We start from the raw sequence: 23,625 nt of genomic DNA on the forward strand, positions 1-23,625 counted from the left end.
TGACGCCATTGGAAAAGCATAAGTTGTGCCTCGCCGCATAAAAAGTGGCCAGCAGAAATGAACTGCTGGCCGGGGAATTTTTATACTTTTTCACTGTCCTCTTGACGGGTAGCGGTTCATTGCGCAGCCTGCGTTTTTTCTTGCGGTCAGTTCAAATCTTCCGGCGTATGGTGGCCTGGGGCATCGTTGAAGAGACGATAATAGGGGATCTCGTCTTGGTAGGCCGGGTCCACGGCGGGAACGTAGGCCACTCCTACGCCCATAAAGGAGCCGGGATCCGCTCCGCCGTGCATCCAGTCGGCAATGACCTCATCCCAGAAGTCCTGGGTAAAGAGGATACGGTACACGGGCTGGATATAGGGGTAGGCGGAAAAGTCGTATTCAATGGTGACCTGTAGGATCTCCGCCTGGTCGGGGTAGGCGGTATAGTGGCTGCTCCAGTAGTCCCCGGAGCGGAAGCTGGCCAAAGCGTCCGACTCCGAGCGGAGAGGGTAGGTACCCTTGACCAACGGATAGGTGTTTTGGCTGACTATGCCCTCCTGGGTGGAAAAACGGCGGAAGGTGTAGTTGTAGAGCTGCTCGCTCAGGGGTTGGGTGGGATCATCCACGAAAAAGGTCTGAAGGGAAGAATATAGCTCCCCGGCAAAGGTATAGCTCTCCAGCTGTTCCTGGGCCAGTGTGGCGCGGGACACAGCGGTCAGCTTGTGGGTCAGGCGGGCTTCGAACTCCTCCTGCCGGGCGGGATCAAACAGAATGGTCTGTGTCCCCAGACCGTCCAGCCGGATCTGGGAGCCGTCGGCGCACAGGGCCGTCAGAGTGGGCGGACGGGGGATGTGATAGTACTCAAGTGGGTCCCACTGATAGTCGGTGATGGTCAGTCCATACTCCAGAGCCAGGGCGTCGGCCAGGGTGCGCTGAAGGGTATCATCTGTCAGAGTTGGCTCCTCGTAGACTTTCAGCTCGGTCAGCTCGTCCAGCCGCCCGGCGGTGGGATTCTTGACCATGAGCTGGCTGGGGTCGGTGACGATGGAAAAACTCTCGTCCCACATCTGGGGGGCGGTAGGGGTGGGTGTGACCACCGGCTCCGGGGTGCGGGCCACGCCGGGACCGTCGGGGTCCATTTCGGTCCGGCCGGACAGCCATACGCCCCCGGTGACTGCTACAGCCAGAGCCGCCGCCGTGGCGGCGATGGCCATAGGCTTACGGGAGGGCCGCTTTTGTCCCTGAGCCTGCTTCATGGCGGCCAGGGTGCGCTCCCGCCAGGCGGGGGAGGGGGTCGCGCCGCCCAGAGTGCTGCGGTAATCCTTGTCGTTCATGCCCATTCCTCCTTCAGCGCGTCTTTCAGCTTGGCTCTGGCCCGGCTCAGCCGGGAGAGCACCGTGTTCCGGGGACAGCCCAGCAGATGGGCGATCTCGGCGGCGGTATAGCCCTCGATGTAGTGGAGGTATACCGGCCAGCGGTATTTGGGAGGCAGGGCGGCCACCGCCTCCCAGGTGCCGCCTGGCTCCGGCGGCGGGGCGGCCTGACGGGCCTCCTCCAGAGGAACGGTGCGCCTGTGCCAGGGGGAGCGCCCCCAGCTTTTGCAGCGGTTGGCGGTGGCCCGTATGAGCCAGGCCTTCAGGTGGGTCTCGTCGGCAAAGCGGGGATCACTCTGGATGAGGCTCACAAAGACCTCCTGGGCCACGTCCTCCCCGTCGGCCACACTGCCGGTGCCCTGGATGGCCATGCGGTAGACCAGCGGACCGTAGCGGTCCAGGATCTCCTCACAGAAGAGGGGATTGCCATTGAGGGTGGGCATTGCGTTCACTCCCTTCTTGTCCTTCTGCTCAGAAAGCGCGGCGGCGGGCCAAATGATTGCATCCGGGTAAAAAAAGCGGGCGGCCAAAAGGCCGCCCGCGGAATCGCAGGTATTTTACTTGATTTCCCGGACGGGGACGTTCCAGATATCCTTGGCGTAGTCCCGGATGGAGCGATCGGCGGCAAAGATGCCGGAGCGGGCGATGTTCATCAGAGACATCTGGTTCCAGCGCTTGGAGTCCTGATAGGCCAGGCCAGCCTGGACGTGAGCGTCCCGGTAGCTCTCAAAATCGGCCAGCAGCAGGTACTCATCGGCGGGGCTGCCGTCGCCGAAGAGCAGCCGGCGGGCGATGTCATCATAGCTGATGCCGTCGCCAAAGCCCAGATTGAGCTGCTCGATCACAGAGCGCAGATCGGGGTTGTGGATATAGTACTCATAGGACTTGTAGCCCTTGTGCTTCAGTTCGGCCACCTCGTTGGCCTTCAGACCGAAGAGGAAGATGTTTTCGTCGCCCAGCACCTGGTGCATCTCCACATTGGCGCCGTCCAGGGTGCCGATGGTAACGGCGCCGTTCATCATGAACTTCATGTTGCCGGTACCGCTGGCCTCCTTGCCGGCGGTGGAGATCTGCTCGGAGAGCTCGGAGGCGGGCATCAGTTTCTCGGCCAGGCTCACCCGGTAGTTCTCCAGGAAAACCACCTGGAGCCGGTCCTTGCAGATGGGGTCCTTTTCAATCATCTGGGCCACGGAGTTGATCAGGCGGATGATCCGCTTGGCCACGGCGTAGCCGGGGGCCGCCTTGGCGCCGAACAGGTAGGTGCGGGGGGTGAAGTCGAAGTGGGAGTCGTTCTTCATCCGCTGGTACAGATAGATGATGTGCAGCACGTTGAGCAGCTGGCGCTTGTACTCGTGGAGACGCTTCACCTGTACGTCGAACATGGCGTCGGTGTTGAGGAAGATGCCGTGCTCCCGGGCCACCCAGGTGGCGAAGGCCTTCTTGTTGGCGGTCTTGATCTCGCCCAGGTGGGTCAGCACGCCGGCGTCGTCCTTAAACTTCTCCAGCTCCTTCAGAGCGTCGGGCTGGAGCAGGTACTTGTCGCTGCCGCAGCAGTCCCGGATCAGCTCATCCAGGCGGGGATTGCACTCGCTCAGCCAGCGGCGGTGATCGATGCCGTTGGTCACGTTGGTGAACTTATCGGGGGTACGCTGATAGGCGTCGTGGAAGACATCCCTTTTCAGGATGTCGGAGTGGAGGGCGGACACGCCGTTGATCTTGAAGCAGGCGCACACGCACAGGTTGGCCATGCGGACCTCGCCGCCCCAGATGATGGCCATGGGAGCCACCTTGGACAGGTCGCCGTGGAAATAATCGGTGAGCGCCTTCTGATACCGGTTGGAGATCTCGATGAGGATCTGCCAGATCCGGGGCAGCCAGCGCTCAATAAGCTGCTGGGGCCAGCGCTCCAGAGCCTCGGCCAGCACGGTGTGGTTGGTGTAGGCGACGGTGTGGGTGACGATATACCAGGCCTCATCCCAGCCGTAGCCCTCCTCGTCCAGCAGAATGCGCATCAGCTCGGGAATGGCCAGGGTGGGGTGGGTGTCGTTGATCTGGATGACGTGCTTCTGATGGAAGTTGCGCAGGGTGCCGTACTCCGCCCGGTGCTTGCGCACGATGGACTGGATGGTGGCGGACACGAAGAAATACTGCTGCTTCAGGCGCAGGGACTTGCCCTCGTAGTGATTGTCCTCGGGGTAAAGGACCTTGGAGATGGACTCCGCCATGGCCCGCTGCTCCACCGCCTTCAGGTACTGACCGGAGGAGAACAGGTTCATATCCACCGGCGTGGGGCTCTTGGCGTCCCACAGACGGAGCAGGTTGGCGTGTTTGGTGCCGTAGCCGGCGATTTCCATATCCTTGGGCACAGCCAGGACCACATCATAGCCGGTGTGCTGGACACGGTGGTGGCCCAGCTCGTCCCAAACGTCCTCCACCTTGCCGCCGAAGCGGACCTCTTCAGTCTCGTCCATCTTGGGAATGAGCCAGGCGTCGCCCAGGCCCAGCCAGTTGTCGGGCAGCTCCACCTGCTGGCCGTCCACGATCTTCTGCTTGAAGATACCCAGCTCATAGCAGATGGAATAACCGGTGGCGGGGATGTCCAGGGTGGTCATGGAGTCCAGATAGCAGGCAGCCAGACGGCCCAGGCCGCCGTTGCCCAGACCGGCGTCGGGCTCAGCCTCAAACAGATCAGGGGCGGAGAAGCCCAGCCCCTCAATGGCCTCCTTCAGAGGCTCCAGCACGCCCAGGTTGTAGGCGTTCTTCATCAGGGAGCGGCCCATGAGGAACTCCAGGGACAGATAGTGGACCTGGCGCTTGTGCTCCTCGATCACCTTGTCCTCAGACTTCATCTGCCGCTCGGAGATGATATCCCGCAGCACCATGGCGCAGGCCTTAAACATATGAAGGCTGGTGGCCTCCTCCACGTCACGGCCGAAATTGCGGCGCAATTTGCCGGTAATGAGGGTCATCAGCTCTTTTTTCGTGTATTTATGCAATGCAGACATCTCCTATACAGTTAGGATGGCAACAAAATAAGCACTCCGCAGGGAAAATCCCCCTGCGGAGCGGAATTTTATCACAACTTTATTCCAGTTGTCAAGAGAAGGAAAACCTTCCCGTTACTTCCCGGTGACCCAGCCATAGATCTCCCGGTAGGCGGCGGCGGAACGCTTCCAGGAGAAGTCGGCGGACATGGCGTTCTTCTGGAGGCCCTTCCAGGCCTTCGGATCGTTGTGATAGAGGTTTACCGCGTCGGCAAGTACGCCGGTCATCTCGTGGGCGTTGATATTGGCAAAGGAGAAGCCGGTGCCCTCGCCAGTGAACTTGTTATAGGGAATGACGGAGTCCCGCAGACCGCCGGTCTCACGGACCACAGGGACGGTGCCGTAGCGCATGGCGATCATCTGGCTCAGGCCGCAGGGCTCCGAGATGGAGGGCATGAGGAAGATATCGGCGCCGCCGTAGATGGCGGTGGACAGGTTGGGGGAGTACATCATGTGGGCGGCAAAGCGGCCGGGATACTGATTCTGGGCCTGGCGGAAGGCCTCCTCAAAGTTCCAGTCGCCGGTGCCCAGCACGATCATCTGCACATCCATGCCCATGATGTCGTGGATGGCGGCGGTGACCAGGTCGAAGCCCTTGTGCTTCACCAGACGGGAGACACAGGCAATGATGGGGGTGTCGGGATTTTCCCGCAGGCCGGACATCTGCTGCAGGGCGGCCTTACAGTTTTTCTTGCCCGCCATCTGCTTGACGGAGAAGAACTTGGTCAGCCCCTTGTCCCGCCAGGGATCATACACCTCGGTGTCGATGCCGTTGAGGATGCCCCGCAGCTTGTGGCGGTTGTCGGCGATGACACCCTCCAGCCCGTGGGCGTAGAAGCTGTACTGCAGCTCATCGGCATAGGAGGGAGACACGGTAGTCACATAATCAGAGGCGTAGATAGCGCCCTTCATCAGGTTGACGTCACCGTGATAGGCCAGCATATGCTCGTTGAAGTAGCCGTCGTTCAGACCGAACAGGTCCTTCAGAGTCTGGCTGCCGTAGCGGCCCTGATACTCGATGTTGTGGATGGTGAACACGCTCTTCGTGTCATACAGCTGAGGAATGCGATGACGCTCCTCCAGCAGATAGATGGGCACCAGGGCAGTCTGCCAGTCGTTGCAGTGGAGCACATCGGGGTGCCAGTTGAGCCAGCCCATGGACTCCACAACGGCACGGGAGAAGTAGGCGAAGCGCTCGCCGTCATCGTAGTGGCCATAGATAGAGGAGCGCTTGAAGTAATATTCGTTGTCCACAAACCAGTAGGTAACGCCGTCCCGCTTCAGCTCAAAGATGCCGCAGTAGGGGGTGCGCCAGGCCACGGTGACGTGGAAGCACTGCAAAAAGGTCATCTGGCTGCGCCATTCCTCGCCGATCCCCTCATACAGAGGCAGGATCACCCGCACGTCGTGGCCGTCCTTGGCCAGAGCCTTGGGGAGAGCGCCGGCCACGTCGGCCAGTCCGCCCGTTTTGATAAAAGGAGCGCACTCAGAAGTGGCAAACAGAATATTCATACATTACCTCCAACCATAAATTTACTTGGATGCTAGACGCCTCCGGGGAGACGCCGCAGGAAGGGGAGGCGGCGGCGTTTTGCCGCCGCCTCCCCGTGCGCAGGTCAGACGATCTCGTTTTTGGCGATGGCCAGGGGATAGGTGCTGTGGCCCATCAGCATCCGGCCCGGATTGACCCGGACGTTCTTGTCGGTGATGGCATATTTCAACACGGCGCCGGCTTGGATGGTGGTGCCCTGCATCAGTACGCAGCCGGAGACCTTGGCGCCCTTCTCCACCCGGACGCCACGGAAGAGGATAGAGTTTTCCACCTCGCCCTCAATGATGCAGCCGTCAGCCACCAGAGAGTTGAAGGAGCGGGAGTCGGGGCCGTAATAGGTGGAGGGGTCGGAGCGGTCCTTGGTACGGACAGGACGGTCGGGGGCAAAGAGCTGCTCCCGGACGGCGGGGTCCAACAGCTCCATGCTGCGGGCAAAGTAGCCCGCCACAGACTGCAGCCGGGCGGCATAGCCGTCAAACACATAGGGGACAATCTTCAGCTGGCCCACCATGGCCTGGAGCACGCCGATGCTGAAGGAGTGAATGTTGTGGGCGGCACAGTGATCCACCAGGGAGAGCAGCAGCTCCTTGGAGAGGATGTACACTTCCAGAGATTCGCAGCCCTGGGCAATGGGGGGATGGACCGACACGTCGGTGATCCGTCCGCCGGCGCCGATGGTGAAGTAGTCGCAGCCCTTGGGATCGCCCTTGGGATGGCCGGTACACACGGCGGTAATGTCGGCGTCGTTGCGGATATGGGCCTCAAAGATGTCCCGCAGGGGGAGATTCACCGCCAGGTCTCCGCCAGCCAGCACCACATGGTCCTGCCGGATGTTCTGCAGGTAGGAACGGATCCCCGCCAGGGCGTCCATACGGCCCTTGTACAGACCCTCCCGTCTGCCGGAGTAGCTGAAGGGAGGCAGAATGCGCAGGCCGCCGTGCTTGCGGGACAGGTCCCAATCCTTGCCGGAGCCCACATGGTCCAGCAGGGACTGATAGTTGGCGTGGACGATCATGCCCACGTCGGAGATACCCGCGTTGACCATGTTGGAGAGCATGAAGTCAATGACCCGGTACCGGCCGCCGTAGGGGATGGAGCAGGTGTTGCGGTTCTGGGTCAGCTCCCGCAGGTCGGGGTTGGAAAGGTAGGAGAAGATGATGCCGTGCAGTTTGTTCATCATTTCACCCCACCTCCTTTCACGTTACGAGTAATCATGGCCTTGGGAGAGACCACGGCGTCGGGGCCCACGGTCAGGTTCTGAGCCACCACGGCCACGCCCCAGTCCTCAGTGCCGTCGGGGGAGGTGCCCACCCGGGCCCGCTCGCCGATGACGCTGTTTTCCGCGATGATGGAATACTCCACCACGGCGCCCGCCTTGACCACGGTGCCAGGCATCAGGATGGAGTAGCGCACCACGGCGCCCTCCTCTACGATGACGGAGTGGAACAGGACGGAGTTCTCCACAGTGCCGTATACCTCGCAGCCGCCAGTGACCATGGAATGGTCCACCTTGGCGTTCTTGCCCATAAAGTGAGGAGGCTTGGTGGGGGTGCGGGCGAAGATGGGCCACTCAGAATCATACAGGTCGATACCGTTGTCGGGAGAGAGCATATCCATGTTGGCGTCCCACAGGGAGTCGATGGTGCCCACGTCCTTCCAGTAGCCCTTGAAGCGGTAGGCGGTCATCTTCTCGCCGGCGTTCAGCATGGCGGGAATGATGTTTTTGCCGAAGTCGTTGGCGCTCTTCTCGTCCTCCTCGTCGGCGATGAGGTACTCCCGCAGCTTCTTCCAGGTGAAGATATAGATACCCATGGAGGCCAGATTGCTCTTGGGCTTTTTGGGCTTTTCCTCAAACTCGTAGATGTCGTCGTTCTCGTTGACGTTCATGATGCCAAAGCGAGGGGCTTCCGCCATGGGAACCTCCAGCACGGAGATGGTACAGGCGGCCTTGGAATCCTTGTGGCGGCGGAGCATATCGGCATAATCCATCTTATAAACGTGGTCGCCCGACAAGATGAGCACGTAGTCAGGATCATAGGTATCCAGGAAGTTGATATTCTGATAGATGGCGTTGGCGGTACCCTTGTACCAGGTGCCCTTCTCACCCTCCCGCATATAAGGGGGGAGGATATGGACGCCGCCGTAGGAGCGGTCCAGATCCCAGGGCTCGCCATTGCCGATGTAGGCGTTGAGCTCCATGGGGCGGTACTGGGTCAGCACACCCACGGTATCAATGCCGGAGTTGATGCAGTTGGACAGGGGAAAGTCGATGATGCGGTACTTACCACCGAAGGGGACTGCGGGCTTGGCCACGTGGCTGGTGAGGGCGTGAAGGCGACTGCCTTGGCCGCCGGCCAGCAGCATGGCGACACATTCCTTTTTCATTCTATCACCTCAGAGTTTGAACTGGAACAAACTGATAAACTCCGGCTGCCCGGAGAGGGGTCACTTTTCCTTCTTTTTCCGTACAACGGGCTTGGCGGACTCGGCCTTGACGGCGGGGACGGCGGCCTTCTTGCGGACGGCGGGCTTGGGAGCCGCCTCCTTCACCGCAGGAGCAGCCGCCTTTTTGCGCACTGCGGGTTTGGGTGTTTCCGCCTTTACCGCCGGAGCGGCAGCCTTCTTGCGAATGGCGGGCTTGGCGGGAGCCTCTTTGTCCGCTTTCTTTTTGCGGACGGGGAACTTGCGGGTACACTGATAGATCACCGCGCTCATGGGCGGCAGGGAGATGGTAATGGACTGCTCCCGGCCCTGACTCTCCACATAACGGCTGCGGACCGGCTCATGGTCGCCGCCGCCCTTGCCGCCGAAGTCGGGGATGTCGGAGTTAAAGATGCAGGTGTAAACGCCGGGAACGGGCACGCCCACGGTATAGCCGGTGCGGTCCACCGGGGAGAAGTTGCACACGATGACCAGAGCGTCTCCCTTGGCGTCCTTTCGGAGGAAGGCTACCGTATTGGCCTGATTGTCGTCGGCTTCGATCCACTCAAAACCTTCCCAGGAGAAGTCAAGCGCCCACAGCTGGGGATGGGCCAGATAGAAGGCATTGGCCTGCTTGAAGAACTGCTGCAGCTGGCGGTGGGGCACGGCCCACTCCTGATCCGGGTCCAGCAGGTGCCAGTCCAGGGAGTGCTCATAGTGCCACTCGTTCCACTGGCCGAACTCGCTGCCCATCATCAGCAGCTTTTTGCCGGGATGGGTGAGCATATAGGTATAGAAGGCCCGCACACCGGCGAACTTCTCCTCGTTGGTGCCCGGCATCTTGTTGATGAGGGAGCCCTTCATATGTACCACCTCGTCGTGGGACAGGGGGAGCACGAAGTTCTCCGAGAAGGCGTACATCAGGGAGAAGGTGATGTCTTTGTGGTTGAACTGCCGGAAATAGGGGTCCAGCTTGATATAATGGAGGATGTCGTTCATCCAGCCCATGTTCCACTTCAGGTTGAAGCCCAGGCCGCCCTCCAGGCCGCCCTCGCCCACCGGGTGGGATACACGGGGCCAGGCGGTGGATTCCTCGGCGATCATCATCACGTCGGGGTGGTCCTTGAAGATCTGCTGGTTGAGCTCCTGGATGAAGTCTACCGCCTCCAGGTTTTCATGGCCGCCAAACATATTGGGCACCCACTCGCCGCCCTGGCGGCCGTAGTCCAGATAGAGCATGGAGGCTACCGCGTCCACCCGCAGACCGTCGATATGGAACTGCTCCAGCCAGAAGAGGGCGGAGGAGAACAGGAAGGAGCGGACCTCGTGGCGGGCGTAGTCAAACACCCGGGTGCCCCAGTCGGCGTGCTCGCCCTTGCGGGTGTCGGCGTACTCGTAGCAGGGCTCGCCGTCAAACTCATACAGGCCGAAGGCATCCTTGGGGAAGTGGGCAGGTACCCAGTCCAGGATCACGCCGATACCCGCCTGGTGGAGCTGGTCCACCAGCCACATAAAGTCGTGGGGGGTGCCAAAGCGGCTGGTGGCGGCAAAATAGCCGGTACACTGATAGCCCCAGGAGGCATCCAGAGGATGCTCGGTGATGGGAAGCAGCTCCACATGGGTGAATCCCATCTCCTTCACATAGGGCACCAGGTACTTGCCGATGTCCCGGTAGGAGAGCATCTCGTCCTCACCGGTACGCCGCCAGGAACCCAGATGGACTTCATAAATATTCAAAGGTTTCTGGTAAATGGGATTGTTCTTCCGGTAGTCCATCCAGCTGTCGTCGCCCCAGCCATAACCGGACAGGTCATAGAGCTTGGACGCGGTGCCGGGACGAGTCTCGGCGTGGAAGGCGTAGGGGTCGGCCTTGGCCAGCACCCGGCCGGAGGCGGTATGTACCGCGTATTTATAGCTGTCAAACTGTTTCAGACCGGGAATAAAGGCTTCCCAGACACCGTCGGAAAGCAGTTCCATGGGGTGGTCGGAATCGTTCCAGCCGTTGAAATCACCCATAACAGCGACCGATTGGGCGTGGGGGGCCCAAACCCGGAAGACCCAGCCGTCCTGCCCATTCTGCACCGCAGGATGAGCGCCCATAAACTCCTGGGCCCGTACCGCATGGCCCTGTGAAAAATCATGGAGGATCGAACTCGGTTTGGTGGAAGCCATAGGTATCCTCTCCTTGTTGGCAGCCCCCAGAACAACTGGAATGACGTAAACTGGGGGTTCTTGTCATTGGTAATAAATAAAATCCAAAATACATGGATTTTATTTGTGTAAAGTATACAACCATATGGCAAGATAGTCAAGATAGGGATTGCCAATCGAAGTGTAAAATTTCCAGAAATATATGCAATATCTTTTGTAAAGAACGCGCAAGGTCCGCCGCAGTTTTACTGCGGCGGACCTTTGTCCACGGCGCTAGCCGGCCATGAGCAGGGTGCGTACCAGACGCAGGAAAATACCAGGGGCGGAAAGCCGGGCCACAGCCTGATTGGCCACGATGGGGATCTGGGCCAGGTCCTGGCCCCCGGCGGTCACCGTCATTCTGCCCAGGGTCTGACCCGCCTCCACCGGGGCCTCCACATCCTGACACAGCTCCAACTGAGTCTCCACCTGATTGACCATGGAGCGGCTGACCAGAATGCGGGTGGGCTGGGAGAGAACGGGCTGAATGGTTTCCTGTTCCCCCAGCAGCACATCCACCGGCGGCAGTGCCTGGGAGGGGTAGACGTCCATCAGGGTATAGTTGGCAAAGCCGTAGTTGAGCAGGGTTTGAGCCGCTGCTGTCCGGGTATCCTTGGTGGTGGATTTGAGGATGACGGCAATGAGCTCCATGCCGTCCCGCTCCGCCGTGGCGGACAGGCAGTAGCCGGCTGCGTCAGTGGAGCCGGTTTTCAGCCCGGTGGCTCCCTCATAGAAGCGGATCAGCTTATTGGTGTTGGCCAGCTGGAACTGACCGTTCCGGAGGGAGTCCATCCAGATGGTGGTGTAGTCCCGGATGGAGGGGTGGTTGCGGATGAGCTCCCGGCTCATGAGGGCGATGTCGTAGGCGGAGGTGAGATGGCCCGCCGCCGGCAGGCCGGTGCAGTTGACAAAGCAGGTGTCCGTCATACCCAGCTGAGCGGCCCGCTCATTCATTTTGGCCACAAAGGCCTCCTCGCTGCCGCAGAGGTGTTCGGCCAGGGCCACCGAGGCGTCGTTGCCGGAGGCCACCGCCACCGCCTTGAGCAGATCGTTTACCGTCATCTGCTCCCCTTCTTTTAAATAGACCTGGGAGCCGCCCATGGAGGCGGCGTGGGCGGAAACGGTGACCAGATCGTCTCTGGACAGGCTGCCGCTGTCGATGGCCTCCATCACCAGCAGCAGGGTCATGACTTTTGTGACGCTGGCAGGTTCCAGTTTATCGTGGGCGCTTTGCTCATAGAGAACGGTGCCTGTCTCCTTTTCCATCAGTACGGCCCCCGCCGCGTCCACGGTGGGCGCACCAGCGGCGGACGGATCGGCCTCGGCGGCCTGGACGGGCAGAGCCAGTAGGGTGGCGGCCACCAGGGCCGCGGCCAGTTTTTTCATGGTGTGTGATGCCTCCAATGCTGAAATGCTCTGTGGGAGAGGATATGGAGAGGAAAAGGCTTCTATACGGCTTTTGACGGGGGTAATTTTTTCTGGTACAATGGCAAAATCATTCAAAAGCACTGGGAGGCGGGAGGATGGAGCGCACCATTACGGTGATACTGTCCGGCGGACAGAGCTGCCGGATGGGCTGTGACAAGGCGGGGCTGTCCCTGGCGGGGAGAAGTTTTTTGGACCGGATGGCGCAGGAGCTTTCCCCGCTGTTTGGTGAGGTATATGTGTCGGTGGACCAGCCGGGACGCTATCCCGGATACCGGGAGCTGCCCGATCTGCGGCCGGGCCAGGGCCCCCTGGCGGGGCTGGAGGCCGCCTTTCTTCGCACCGGGGCGGAGGCGGTGTTTCTGGCCGCTGTGGACCTGCCCTTTGCCGGACCCGCGCTGGCGGCCCGGGTGCTGTCAGAGGCAAAGGGTGGCGACGCCTGGGTCATTCGGCGGCGGAGCGGGGAGGCGGAGCCTCTATTTGCCCTGTATCGCCGCAGTTGCCTTGAGACGCTCAGCGCGTGCCTGGACCAGGGACGCCGGGCCATGAAGGCTCTGCTGGATCGGGTGGACTGCCGCTGGCTGGAGGAAGGCGATCTGGGGGAGTTTGATCTGGAGCGGGTTTTGTGGAATGTAAACACAAGGGAAGACTACTGCCGGGCGGCACAGACAGAATGATGAAATGAAAAATTCCTCTTTACAATAGCGCTTTAGTGTGGTAATATACGAAAGCAACCACGACACACATGGTTTGGAGGAATGTACATGAAACGCAGACTGACTGCTTTGGCCCTTGCGCTGGGCCTGACCTTTACCCTGGCTGCCTGCGGCGGCACCGGCGGTACCGCCAATACCCCTGGGGGCAACAGTGAGAGCCCCGCCGGCAATTCCGGGACTCCTACTGCCGAGAGCGATATGGCTTATGTGAAGGAGAAGGGCACCCTCGTCGTTGGCATGACCGATTTTAAGCCCATGGACTATAAGGATGAGAACGGTGAGTGGATCGGCTTCGACGCCGACATGGCCAAGGCTTTTGCCGAGAGCCTGGGCGCGAAAGCGGAGTTTATTGAGATCAACTGGGACAATAAGCTGATGGAGCTGGACACCAAGGGCATCGACGTGATCTGGAACGGCATGACCATCAACGACGAGGTGAAGGCCGGCGCCTCCGTGTCCGAGCCTTACTGCCGCAATGGCCAGGTGGTGGTGGTCCCCGCCGACAAGGCTGAGGATTATCAAACTGTGGAGAGCCTCAGCGGCCTGAGCTTCGCCGTGGAGAACGGTTCCCAGGGCGCCGCTCAGCTGGATGCGCTGAATTTGAACTATGTGGCCAAGACCACCCAGGCTGACGCCCTGATGGAGGTGGCCTCCGGCGCCTCCGACGCCTGCGTCATTGACCTGCTGATGGCCGGCGCCATGATCGGCGAGGGCACCAGCTATCCGGAGCTGACCTACACCGTGCAGCTCAACGACGAGGAGTACGGCGTGGCCTTCCGCCAGGGTTCCGACCTGACCGAGGCCTTCAACACCTTCTGGAAAGAGGCCTATGACGCCGGTACCGTCATGGAGATGGCCACCACCTACGGCGTCCAGGAGTCCGTCATCGAAAAGTAAACTATCCTGCGGGGATGGGGCAGAGAGTCGTGGACTCTCTGCCCTTCCCCGGCCAAAAGAGGGAAACGCTATGCTGATGTCTGTTACGCTCACCCTGCTGGAGGGGTTTGTGGTCACCCTGGAGCTCTTTCTCCTGACCCTCCTGTTTGCCCTGCCTCTGGGTCTGGTGATCTCCTTTGGCTCCATGAGCCGGTGCGCCCCCCTGCGCTGGGTGGTCAAAACTGTGGTGTGGATCGTCCGGGGCACCCCCCTGATGCTTCAGATCATGGTGGTGTTCTACGGCCCGGGCCTGATGTTCGACCTGCCGCTGCTGCCCCGGTTCACCGCGGCGGTAGTGACCTTTGTCATCAACTACGCCTGCTACTTCTCCGAGATCTACCGGGGCGGTATTCAGGGCGTACCGGCGGGCCAGCAGGAGGCCGGTCTGGTGCTGGGCATGAAGCGCGGCCAGATCTTCTTCAAGGTGACCCTCCTTCAGGTCATCAAGCGCATTGTGCCTCCCATGGGCAACGAGTTCATCACCCTGGTGAAGGATACCGCCCTGGTGCGGGTCATCTCGGTGTATGAGATCATCTGGATGGGTGAGTCCTACATTAAAAAGGGCATGATCTGGCCCCTGTTCTACACCGCCGTGTTCTATCTGGTGGCCAACGGTATTCTCACCCTGCTCTTCAGCTGGTTTGAGAAGAAGCTGAACTATTTCAAGTAAGGAGGCCCGGACCATGCCTGTTTTGGACGTACAGCACATTGAGAAGCATTTTGGGGCCACCCGGGTGCTGGAGGACATCAGCTTTTCCCTGGAGCAGGGACAGGCTCTGGCCATCATCGGCTCATCCGGCTCCGGCAAGACCACCCTGCTGCGCTGCCTGAACTTTCTGGAGACGCCCAACCAGGGCAAAATCTTGGTGAACGGCGAGGCCCTCTTTGACGCCGACGATCCCGCCACCCAGCGGGAGGCAGAGGTACGCAAAAAGCGGCTCCACTTCGGACTGGTGTTTCAGTCCTTCAACCTGTTCCCTCAGTACACCGCCCTGGAGAATGTGACTCTGGCCGGGGAACTGCTGGCCAAGGAGCGGCCCGACTTCAAGCAGAACAAGAAGGCCATCCTGGAGGAGATCCGTATCCAGGGTCAGGCCCTGCTGGAGCGGATGGGCCTGGCCGACCGGGCGGGCCACTATCCCCACCAGCTCTCCGGCGGCCAGCAGCAGCGGGTGGCTATCGCCCGTGCGCTGGCCCTCCAGCCTGACATCCTGTGCTTTGACGAGCCCACCTCCGCACTGGACCCGGAGCTCACCGGCGAGGTACTCAAGGTGATCCGCTCCCTGGCCGAGCAAAAGACCACCATGATCATCGTCACCCATGAGATGGCCTTTGCCCGGGATGTGGCCGACCAGGTGATCTTCATGGACGGCGGCGTCATTGTGGAACAGGGCCCCGCCCGGCAGGTCATCGAGAATCCCCGGGAAGAGCGGACCCGTCAGTTTTTGTCCCGCTATTCCGAGAATTGAAAAGGGTCAAAAAGCGTGGTATCATAAGCTGGATACCACGCTTTTATACTGCAAGGAGTTGACGCCATGGAGGAAGCCATTTTTTTGCCGGTGCTTTCCCACTTTGAGAATGAGAATTTCTGGACCGCCAGCGGCGGCCGGATGCGCTACCGGGTGGACCCGGTGAAGGGGGACGAGGAGAATCCCCCCTCCCTGACCGCCCAGGTTTGGGAGGGGCCCTGGCGGCTCCAGGACAGCACTGTGGAGAAGACGAAGTCCTTTCCCATGACGGAGGAGGGGCTGGAAGAGCTGCGGTCCTGGGTATTGGTCTGGCAGAAGACCATCAATGCCCGGCCGCCCAGAAGCCTGAAGGAGACCCTCCAGGCCAGAGACGCCCGCCGGGCGGAGCTGGAGGAGCAAAGCAAGGAAGGATGACCGCAAATCTGTGAAGCGCATAGGATGACCCGGAGGGGTTGCCAATGCACATCACAGAGCATATTCTCACCAACAGCGACTGCTATAAGGCAGGACGCACCATCAAACCCAAGGGGATCATGGTCCACTCCACCGGCGTGGCCCAGCCGGACGTCAACGTCTTTCTCAAGGCCTGGAACAAACCGGGGGTGAACGCCTGTGTCCATGCCATCGTCCACCGGGGGGGTGTTACCGAGACCCTGCCCTGGAACTGGCGGGGATGGCACGCCGGCGGATCGGCCAATAACACCCATATCAGTTTTGAGATCCTGGAGCCTGCCGGGCACACCTACAAAGGCGGCACCATGATCGGATACGACCCGGTAAAAAACAAGGCCTATTTTCAGCAGGTATACGACACGGCGGTGGAGCTGTGCGCCTATCTGTGTGAAAAATACGGCCTGGACCCGGAGCGGGACATCATCGACCATGCGGAAGGCTGCAAGCTGGGGCTGGCCTCCAATCACGCGGATGTGGGGCACTGGTTCCCCAAGCACGGTAAGAGCATGGACACCCTCCGCGCCGATGTGAAAGCGCGGCTGAAGGGGGGTGAACCGGAGATGACGCAGGAGCAGTTTGACGCGGCCTTCACCGCCCGTGAGGGGGAGATTTCCGCCCGGACGGTGAGCGAGTGGGCCAGAGAGGCCTGGAACAAGGCCAAGGATGCCGGTGTATTCGACGGCACCGCTCCCGGCGCTCCCCTGACCCGGGAGCAGGCCGCTTTGATTTTGGAACGTCTGGGTCTGCTGGGGAAGTAACAGGAAGAAGAGGAGGAAGTTAAAATGACCTGGGGAACCTACTATTTCTTTTACGAGTGCCCGCAGTGCGGCAAGAAGTACCGCTATGAGCTGGAGTTTGCCTCCGAGCCTGAGTTTGGCTTCTGCCCCGACTGCCATGTGATGGGCACCTTCGTGGGAGAGACCAAGGACAACAAGCAGGGTGAGGACAAGTTCGTGGATTACGAATTTGTGTAAGACTTGCAACGCAAAAAAGGACGCCGGGAGGCGTCCTTTTTTGCGTGATCAGTCGGGCTGCTTGACGGTGCCGCTCTGGGTAATGTCCAGCATATCGGCGGTGATGTCGATGGTGTAGGGGTTGAGCCCGGAGGTGTTGACGATCTCCAGCACCTTTTCCGGGTAGAGTTCGTAGCACCAGTCTATGCCCTTGTAGCGTACCGTGCCGTCCCCCGGCAGGGAGGTGGCGGTCACATTGTCGAAGTTGAAGGACAGGCCCTTGTCGGCGAAAAAGGCCAGGTCGGTGACACTCAGGTCGGTCTCCACGTTCTCCATAAAGATATCGTAGTAGGTGGGCAGGTTGAGGGGCTGGGAGATGGCCTTCTTCAGAACTGCCATAATGAGTTCCCGCTGCGTCCTGGTACGGCCGATATCTGCGTCGGGATAAGCGTCGTAGATGTTATGGGGATAGATACCGGGACCGTCGGAGTTTTTCCGGCAGCGTACCACCTTCAGGGCGTCAGATCCGGTGAGATACTGCATTCCGGGTTCAAAGTGGATGTGCAGATCCTGGTCGGGATCGTCATAGGACATATGCACCGGCACATTGAAGTTGACGCCGCCTACCGCATCCACCAGGCGTACAAAGCCCCGGGTGTTCACCTTTACATAGAAGTCGATGGGGAAACCCACGATGTTCTGGACCTCTTCCTTCAGCGCGTCGATGCCGTTGTAGGGGTACATACTGCACAGCTTATAGAAGTGCTTTCCCTTGCTGGAGACGCCCTCGATCAGGGTGTCCCGGGGGATGGAGACCATGGCAATGGTCTGGTTTACCGTGTCGTAGGTGGCCACGATCATGGTGTCCACGTTGCCGCTGGCCTGGTCGCTGGCGCACAGCAGGAAGGTATAGGTGTACTCCTTTCGCTGACGAGCGGGCTGGGTACTCTCCTCCGGGTCGGGGGACTGGAGAGAGACATGTTCGCTTTCCTTGGGCGGGGGCGTCTCCTCCGCGATCTTGGGGGGCTGAGCCAGCAGCTTGAAGGTAACGATGAAGGCCAATACCAGCGCCGCCACTACTGCCAGAACAATAAACAAAATCTTGGCCGCCTTCTGTCCGGGAGACAGAGGGATTTTCTCTTTTTTCATCAGCCGCTTGGCCATGGCCACCACGCCTTTCTTTGGTAATATATGCCGTTATGTATTGCTTTTATCGCTAGAATGACCGCATTATATCGAATTAGACGGCATAAGACAAGGAAAAGTTTCCGTGTTTTCGGTTTTTTTGACAGGAAACCTGAAACCTTACGCCTCTCCCACAAGCCGGCTGCGGATGCTGAGAGTGGCGGCGGTGAGGGAATTGACCGCTCCCAGCAGATCCATCAGCAGCTGGTTCTGCCGGGTCAGCTCCTCCAGCACCCGGTCCATCCCCTCTCCTCCGGCGGAGGGCGGGGACCAAACCGGGCCGCTCCAGCAGGGAATGGGATGGGCGTACCGTTTCATGGCGGGCTCCATGGGCTGGCTCTGGGCCAGAATGGCGGCGGCCCGCTGCCGGGCCTCCTGGTCCCGGGCTCTCTGACAGGCGGGTTGGTTCATAGAAAACACCTCCTTTTCACCCCTTATCCTATGCCGGTGGGCACTGCCCGGTCCGTCCCGGGCAGAATTGGGGAATTTGCCCGTTGACATTTTCCGGGGACATGATACACTGAACTGGACCGTATGGAGAACAAACGCTCATGCGGCCCAGAAAGGAACGAGGTACCATGAAGAAACTGCTTGCACTGGGCCTGACCGTGGCCCTGGCGTTGGGCCTTGCCGCCTGCGCTTCCAATCCCGCTCCGGCGGAGAGCACCCCTCCCGCCGAGACTACCCCCGTGGCGGAGACCACCCCCGCCCAGTCTGAAACCCCTGCTCTGGAGGGAACCGAGATCAACCTGGGCCTGCTCAACGGCCCCACCGGTATGGGCGCCGCCAGGCTGCTCTCCGACAACGACGCCGGTAAGACCGTCAACCACTACAATGTGACCATGGGTTCCGATCCCTCCACCGATATCGTGCCCAAGCTGAACAGCGGTGAGCTGGATATGGCCGCTCTACCCACCAACGTGGCCGCCAATCTGTACAACAAGACCGGCAACGTGCAGCTGCTGGCCCTGAATACTCTGGGCGTGCTCCACATTCTGGAGAACGGCAATACCGTCAACTCTCTGGCCGACCTGTCCGGCAAGACCATTTACGCCATCAACCAGGGCACCAACACCGAGTATGTGCTGGACTACCTGCTGACCCAGAACGGCCTGGACCCGGATATCGATGTGGACATCCAGTGGAAAACCGGCGAGGAGGTCACCACCCTGATGGCCTCCGGTGAGATCGACCTGTGTATGCTCCCCGTGCCCGCCGCTACCACCGTGCTGATGCAGAACAGTGATGTACGGGACGCCATCGACCTGAGCGACGCCTGGACCCAGTCCGGAGCCTCCGGTACCTTCACCATGGGCTGCGTGGTGGTGCGCACCGAATTTGCCCAGGAGCACCCAGAGGCGGTGGCGGCCTTCCTGCAGGAGTATGAGGCCTCCATCAACTACATCAAAGACAACCCGGAGGAGGGCGGCCAGCTCATCGAGCAGTACGGCATCGTGCCCAAGGCCGCTATTGCCACCGCGGCCATCCCCCAGGCCAACATGATCTTTACCGCCGGTGAGGACCTGAAGTCCATCTCCAGCTACTATGAGGTGCTCTTTGCCGCCGACCCCACTTCGATCGGAGGTTCCATCCCCGATGACGCCTTCTACTACATCCCGTAATTTCAAACAAAACAAATTACTGCGAGCTGTCATACCCCTGGCCTTCTGGCTGGGGGTTTGGCAGCTTGCGGCCTTTTTGGTGGACGTGAGGACCAACGGCCACGGAGCTTTGCTGCTGCCCTATCCCCTGCTGGTGGCCCAGCGGCTGTGGGCCCTGGCGGGACAGGGGGCCTTCTGGCAGTCGGCGGCGGTGACCCTGGGCCGTATCTTCGGGGGCTTTGCCGTCGGCGCGGCGGCGGGGGCTCTGGTGGCGGCGGCCACCTCCGCCCTCCGGGGGGCGGACTGGGTGCTCACCCCGGCGGTCAAGGTGATCCGGGCCATCCCGGTGGCCTCCTTTATCGTGCTGGTGCTGCTGTGGGCCCCATCCTCCGGCTGGGTGCCCGCCATCGTATCCGGCCTGATGGTGCTGCCGGTGCTGTGGGGCAACGTCAGTAAGGGCGTGGCTCAGACCGATCCCCTGCTGCTGGAGGCCGCCCGGGCCTACCGCTTCGGCCAGGGCAAGACCTTGCGTCTGGTGTACCTGCCCTCGGTGCGGCCCTACTTTGTCAGCGGCTGCGCCACTGGTCTGGGCCTGGCCTGGAAAGCGGGGGTGGCCGCCGAGGTGCTCTGTCAGCCCAAGCTGGCCATCGGCACCCAGCTCTACCGGGCCAAGATCACCCTGGAGACCCCCGACCTGTTCGCCTGGACGGCGGTGGTCATCGTGTTGAGCTTTGTGCTGGAATACGCCCTGGGCATCCTGTTCCGGTGGCTGGGAGGGGGTAAAACGTGATATCAGTCAAAGATATTACCGTTTGTTTTGGGGAAAAGACAGTATTGGACCGTTTTTCTCTGGATCTGCCGGAGACGGGGATCACCGCCCTGTCCGGTCCCTCCGGCTGCGGCAAGACCACCCTGCTGCGGGTGCTGGCTGGACTCCAGCCGGTGGAGGAGGGGACTGTGGCCACCCCGCCAAATCCGGTGATCCTCTTCCAGGAGAACCGGCTGATGCCCTGGCGGACGGTGGGGCAGCACATTGCCGATGTGCTGCCCCGGGAGCGTCGGGGGGAGGTCTCCCGCTGGCTGGTCCTGGCGGAGCTGGAGGGGGAGGAACAGCGCTACCCGGCCGCCCTGTCCGGCGGTATGGGGAGGCGGCTGGCTCTGGCCCGAACGCTGGCCTGCGGCGGCGGGCTCATCCTGCTGGACGAGCCATTTGCGGGGGTGGATGCCCCCAGGGCCGCCCGCATCCTGGAGCGGGTGCGGGGGCTTGGGCTGCCGGTGGTGCTGTCCAGCCATGAACGTGAGACGGTGGCCCTGTGTGACCGGGTGATCGCCCTGGAAGGGCCGCCCCTGGGGCTAACGGACCGCGCAGAAAACAGAGGACTCCGATCCTAACAGGATCGGAGTCCTCTGTTTTGCTTTGTGGGTCGGGGGGATCAGGCGCCCATCAGAGCGCTGGCAATGGGATAGCCCACAAGAACGGTGACGATGATGGAGACCACCATCAGGATGGTGCCGTAGGTGATGACCTGGCCGGTTTTGGTCCATCCGGAGCCGATGGCCAGGGGTACATTGGGGTGCGCGGGCGGGGTAACGAAGGCGTAGCTGGCCAGCATACCGATGATCATGGCGATGGCCGGGGTGCTGACCGCCCCGTTGCTGGCCATGCACAGGGGAATGGCCACGGCGCACACCACGGTGACGGTAACCATGTTGGAGGCCACATTGGTCATGACGGCGGCCCAGATGGTAAAGACCAGGATGAGCAGCCAGACAGGCAGTCCGCTGAGTGTGGGAGCAATGGCGCTGCTCAGCCAATCGGTCAGACCGATGTCCGCGTTGGTCATGGCGGAGCCCAGCGCCAGCGTGGCGCCGGCCATGATTACGCTGCCCCACTCCACGCCCTTCTGCATGGCCTCCTTAAAGTTCATCAGGGGAGCGCCGTCCACGGAGAGCAGGCAGAGGGCCACTGCGCCCACCAGCGGGGGGAAGGCGGTTCCCTGGGTATCCAGGAAGCTGGCCACGGTGGGCAGGGCCGGCTCAATAAATTCAGGCAGCACCCACATGGCTACCACCAGGAAAAAGATGGTTAGGGTGGCCTTTTCCCGGCGGTCCGCCGGAGTAACGCTTTGCTTCAGTGCCTGGAAATCCAGCCTGGAGACGCAGGACATATCCGGGCGCAGCACGAACCGGAACAGAAGGATCATGATGACAAAGCAGATCACTCCCACCGGCATGGCGAAGGCCATATAGTGGGCGTAGCTGACGGCGGTGCCGGTGGCGTTCTGATAGAAGCCCATAGCCATGATGGGAAAGACGTGGGCGATGGGCGTCATGCCGCAAGAGATAGCGGAGGAGAAAAGCTGGCCCAGCATCAGGGCGTTGGCCAGCTTGTCGTTTTCATGGAGATCCAGTTCCTCGCAGATGGCTTTGAGGATGGGTAGGTAGATCACAAATACCACCGAGGGGGACATGACCAGACCGATGACCAGAATGGACGCGCAATAGAGAATGAAAAAGGCCCAGGGGCTTTTCCGGGCCAGGCGGCTGCTGATAAACAGAATGGCGCAGCGCTTGACGAAGGAAGTTTTGGAGATGGCGTAGGTACACATGAAGGTGAACAGAAGGAATGCCACAGTGGAATTACCCAGAGAGTTGGTCAGAACACTGCCCATGGTAAGCTCGGGCACCGTGACCAGGGCGGCCAGCGCCAGAAGACTGGGCCAGTCGATGGAGAGGGTCAGCCACAGGATCAGCGCGCCAATGAAGATGCCCAGCACCTGCATGGCGGAGCTGGTCATGCCGGCGGGGGCGGGCAAAAAGCGGAAGCCAGCGATACACGCCAGTGCGGCTACAATGGAGACTGTGCGTTTCATGATAGATACCTCCTTGTTCAGAATGGGTTATATACACGCGCCCTGACGGCGCAGTTCGGCCTGAATTTCCGCCGTACCCGCGTCCGGCTGGAGCACGGACAGCGCGGCGGCCACACCGGCGGCGTGGCCGGTGGCAAATCCGGTTCCCATGACGCGGACGGAAGCAAAGGCCACCGGATCGGCGCTGACCAGGCGGCCGGCGCCCCACAGGTTGGCTGTACTGCGGGATTTCAGACAGCGGAGAGGAATATCATAGTAGCCGTCGTCCTTAACCCACAGGTACTGTGCGATCTTGTTGATGTCTGTGTGCATCTCGCAGGGCCAGCTCCCCCGAGCCACGCCGTCGGGCTGTTTGACGCCTTCCAGCACATCCTGGCCGGTAAGGGTGTACTGGCCAACCAAATGCCGGGTATCCCGCAGCCCCAGCTTATAGCCGGAGGAGACCAGCCGGCAGTGCTCCATGCCGGGCAGGTATTTGCGGAAGGCGGCGATGTATTCCTGACATTGGGCCCGGGTGTTCTGTTCACAGGCGGTCAGGGTCTCGGCATCCAGAGCGGGGACAATTACGCTGGGCAGAATGGCGTAGGCGGTGTCCGGCGCGGTGCGAAAGACGATGCCGGACTCCTTGGTCAGGTGGGACAGCCCGTCCGCCTTGGCTCGCTGAAGGGCCTTCTCCAAAATCGCGGGAGCAAATTTTGCCTCCGGCCCCACATGGTCGATCCGCATCATTTTGGTGGAGAAATAGCCGCCTCCCCTGCCGTCGCCAAAACGGCATTCCGCCCCGGCCAGATGGGCCAGATTGCCGTCTCCACTGGCATCCACAAAGGCTTTGCTGTAAAACTCGTAGGCACCCTCGTCATCCACACAACGAATGGAGCGGATGACGCCGGTCTCGGGATCAGTCTGTGCCCCGATCAGTCTGCAGTGGAGCAGGAGCTTCAGAGAGGGATGCTTCTGGACCAGCAGGTCCAGCGCGTACTTCAGTGCCTCTTCATCCAGGGTCACGATGGCATTGTTGACGGAGGAGAGCTTGTAGCCGTCATAAGCGCCCAGCTGGGCCAACAGGTCCAGTACCTGCTGTCCCACGCCCTTGACGATCTGCTGGGGCGGATCGCTGTGGGTGAAAAAACCGCAGTAGGACGCCACGTTGGCATTGGTGGCCTGTCCGCCCAAACTGCCGTTGCGCTCCACCAGCAGGCAGCTGGCCCCGGCCTGGACGGCGCCCACGGCGGCGGCAACGCCTGCGGCGCCGCCACCCACCACAATGACGTCATAGTTTTGCATATTTTTCATAAAAATGCCTCCTGTTTTCGTTGAATACCTTGGATGAACCAACTATATCATTGGAAATAACATTTGTAAAAATCATAATAACTATTATATTGATAGCTAATAACTATTAAATTTGGGGTGGACCATTGACAGTGGATAGGGGAACGCCTATACTCAAAG

At 60.7% G+C, this 23,625-nt stretch carries 22 protein-coding genes; 10 read left to right on the forward strand and 12 right to left on the reverse strand.

Annotated elements, in window-relative coordinates; all coding sequences use genetic code 11:
• Positions 1 to 146: 146 nt before the first annotated feature.
• From WHJ28_RS09940 to WHJ28_RS09975, 8 genes are all read right to left on the reverse strand, one after another.
• Complete coding sequence (locus tag WHJ28_RS09940) at positions 147 to 1,316, reverse strand: hypothetical protein (RefSeq protein ID WP_340041979.1); 1,170 nt, start codon at positions 1,314 to 1,316, stop codon at positions 147 to 149.
• A complete protein-coding gene (locus WHJ28_RS09945; RefSeq protein WP_340041980.1) occupies positions 1,313 to 1,798 on the reverse strand; it encodes an RNA polymerase sigma factor in 486 nt (161 codons plus the stop codon). The genes WHJ28_RS09940 and WHJ28_RS09945 overlap by 4 nt, the downstream gene beginning before the upstream one ends.
• A gap of 114 nt (positions 1,799 to 1,912) precedes the next feature.
• Positions 1,913 to 4,360: a glycogen/starch/alpha-glucan phosphorylase gene (locus WHJ28_RS09950; protein ID WP_340041981.1), complete on the reverse strand. Its 2,448-nt coding sequence runs from the start codon at positions 4,358 to 4,360 to the stop codon at positions 1,913 to 1,915.
• Positions 4,361 to 4,474: 114 nt separating this feature from the next.
• Positions 4,475 to 5,911, reverse strand: coding sequence for a glycogen synthase GlgA (glgA, locus tag WHJ28_RS09955; protein WP_340041982.1), 1,437 nt, complete (start codon positions 5,909 to 5,911; stop codon positions 4,475 to 4,477).
• A 104-nt stretch (positions 5,912 to 6,015) separates the two neighbouring features.
• Positions 6,016 to 7,131, reverse strand: coding sequence for a glucose-1-phosphate adenylyltransferase subunit GlgD (gene glgD / locus WHJ28_RS09960; RefSeq protein ID WP_340041983.1), 1,116 nt, complete (start codon positions 7,129 to 7,131; stop codon positions 6,016 to 6,018).
• Entirely contained in the window at positions 7,128 to 8,336 is a 1,209-nt protein-coding gene (locus WHJ28_RS09965) for a glucose-1-phosphate adenylyltransferase (protein ID WP_340041984.1), read from the reverse strand. Before WHJ28_RS09965 ends, glgD begins: the two co-directional genes overlap by 4 nt.
• A 60-nt stretch (positions 8,337 to 8,396) precedes the next feature.
• Complete coding sequence (gene glgB / locus WHJ28_RS09970) at positions 8,397 to 10,544, reverse strand: 1,4-alpha-glucan branching protein GlgB (protein WP_340041985.1); 2,148 nt, start codon at positions 10,542 to 10,544, stop codon at positions 8,397 to 8,399.
• A 252-nt stretch (positions 10,545 to 10,796) separates the two neighbouring features.
• Positions 10,797 to 11,948, reverse strand: coding sequence for a D-alanyl-D-alanine carboxypeptidase family protein (locus WHJ28_RS09975; protein WP_340041986.1), 1,152 nt, complete (start codon positions 11,946 to 11,948; stop codon positions 10,797 to 10,799).
• A 137-nt stretch (positions 11,949 to 12,085) separates the two neighbouring features.
• On the opposite strand from WHJ28_RS09975, the gene mobA reads away from it, so the two are divergent.
• From mobA to WHJ28_RS10010, 7 genes are all read left to right on the forward strand, one after another.
• Positions 12,086 to 12,664, forward strand: a complete 579-nt coding sequence (gene mobA, locus WHJ28_RS09980; RefSeq protein WP_340041987.1) for a molybdenum cofactor guanylyltransferase — start codon at positions 12,086 to 12,088, stop codon at positions 12,662 to 12,664.
• A gap of 87 nt (positions 12,665 to 12,751) precedes the next feature.
• Entirely contained in the window at positions 12,752 to 13,600 is an 849-nt protein-coding gene (locus WHJ28_RS09985; protein WP_340041988.1) for a transporter substrate-binding domain-containing protein, read from the forward strand.
• Between the two features lie 70 nt (positions 13,601 to 13,670).
• Positions 13,671 to 14,309 (forward strand): amino acid ABC transporter permease, encoded by a 639-nt coding sequence (locus WHJ28_RS09990; protein WP_340041989.1) that lies wholly within the window; start codon positions 13,671 to 13,673, stop codon positions 14,307 to 14,309.
• Between the two features lie 13 nt (positions 14,310 to 14,322).
• Positions 14,323 to 15,108, forward strand: a complete 786-nt coding sequence (locus WHJ28_RS09995) for an amino acid ABC transporter ATP-binding protein (RefSeq protein WP_340041990.1) — start codon at positions 14,323 to 14,325, stop codon at positions 15,106 to 15,108.
• A 66-nt stretch (positions 15,109 to 15,174) separates the two neighbouring features.
• Positions 15,175 to 15,522: a hypothetical protein gene (locus WHJ28_RS10000; RefSeq protein ID WP_340041991.1), complete on the forward strand. Its 348-nt coding sequence runs from the start codon at positions 15,175 to 15,177 to the stop codon at positions 15,520 to 15,522.
• A gap of 44 nt (positions 15,523 to 15,566) precedes the next feature.
• Positions 15,567 to 16,319, forward strand: a complete 753-nt coding sequence (locus WHJ28_RS10005; RefSeq protein ID WP_340041992.1) for a peptidoglycan recognition protein family protein — start codon at positions 15,567 to 15,569, stop codon at positions 16,317 to 16,319.
• A gap of 24 nt (positions 16,320 to 16,343) precedes the next feature.
• Entirely contained in the window at positions 16,344 to 16,535 is a 192-nt protein-coding gene (locus WHJ28_RS10010; protein ID WP_087189476.1) for a hypothetical protein, read from the forward strand.
• Positions 16,536 to 16,583: 48 nt separating this feature from the next.
• On the opposite strand, the gene WHJ28_RS10015 is transcribed toward WHJ28_RS10010, so the two are convergent.
• Both WHJ28_RS10015 and WHJ28_RS10020 read right to left on the reverse strand, forming a co-directional pair.
• Complete coding sequence (locus WHJ28_RS10015) at positions 16,584 to 17,678, reverse strand: LCP family protein (protein WP_340041993.1); 1,095 nt, start codon at positions 17,676 to 17,678, stop codon at positions 16,584 to 16,586.
• A gap of 141 nt (positions 17,679 to 17,819) precedes the next feature.
• Entirely contained in the window at positions 17,820 to 18,110 is a 291-nt protein-coding gene (locus WHJ28_RS10020; RefSeq protein ID WP_340041994.1) for a hypothetical protein, read from the reverse strand.
• A gap of 167 nt (positions 18,111 to 18,277) precedes the next feature.
• Between WHJ28_RS10020 and WHJ28_RS10025 the strand changes: the two genes are divergently transcribed.
• The 3 genes from WHJ28_RS10025 (at position 18,278) to WHJ28_RS10035 (ending at position 20,692) form a co-directional block, all read left to right on the forward strand.
• The gene (locus tag WHJ28_RS10025) at positions 18,278 to 19,321 is read left to right on the forward strand and encodes an ABC transporter substrate-binding protein (protein WP_340041995.1); all 1,044 of its coding nucleotides are present in this window, start codon (positions 18,278 to 18,280) and stop codon (positions 19,319 to 19,321) included.
• Between the two features lie 79 nt (positions 19,322 to 19,400).
• Positions 19,401 to 20,090, forward strand: coding sequence for an ABC transporter permease (locus WHJ28_RS10030; protein WP_340041996.1), 690 nt, complete (start codon positions 19,401 to 19,403; stop codon positions 20,088 to 20,090).
• Entirely contained in the window at positions 20,087 to 20,692 is a 606-nt protein-coding gene (locus WHJ28_RS10035; RefSeq protein WP_340041997.1) for an ATP-binding cassette domain-containing protein, read from the forward strand. Before WHJ28_RS10030 ends, WHJ28_RS10035 begins: the two co-directional genes overlap by 4 nt.
• Before the next feature lie 41 nt (positions 20,693 to 20,733).
• Here the strand turns inward: WHJ28_RS10035 and WHJ28_RS10040 are convergent, their stop codons facing one another.
• Together WHJ28_RS10040 and WHJ28_RS10045 are read right to left on the reverse strand one after the other, a co-directional pair.
• Positions 20,734 to 22,173, reverse strand: a complete 1,440-nt coding sequence (locus tag WHJ28_RS10040; protein WP_340041998.1) for an SLC13 family permease — start codon at positions 22,171 to 22,173, stop codon at positions 20,734 to 20,736.
• 27 nt (positions 22,174 to 22,200) lie between these two features.
• Entirely contained in the window at positions 22,201 to 23,466 is a 1,266-nt protein-coding gene (locus WHJ28_RS10045; RefSeq protein WP_340041999.1) for an FAD-dependent oxidoreductase, read from the reverse strand.
• Positions 23,467 to 23,625: the final 159 nt, after the last annotated feature.

It is taken from the genome of Flavonifractor porci, from assembly GCF_037572415.1.
Taxonomy (GTDB): domain Bacteria; phylum Bacillota; class Clostridia; order Oscillospirales; family Oscillospiraceae; genus Flavonifractor; species Flavonifractor porci.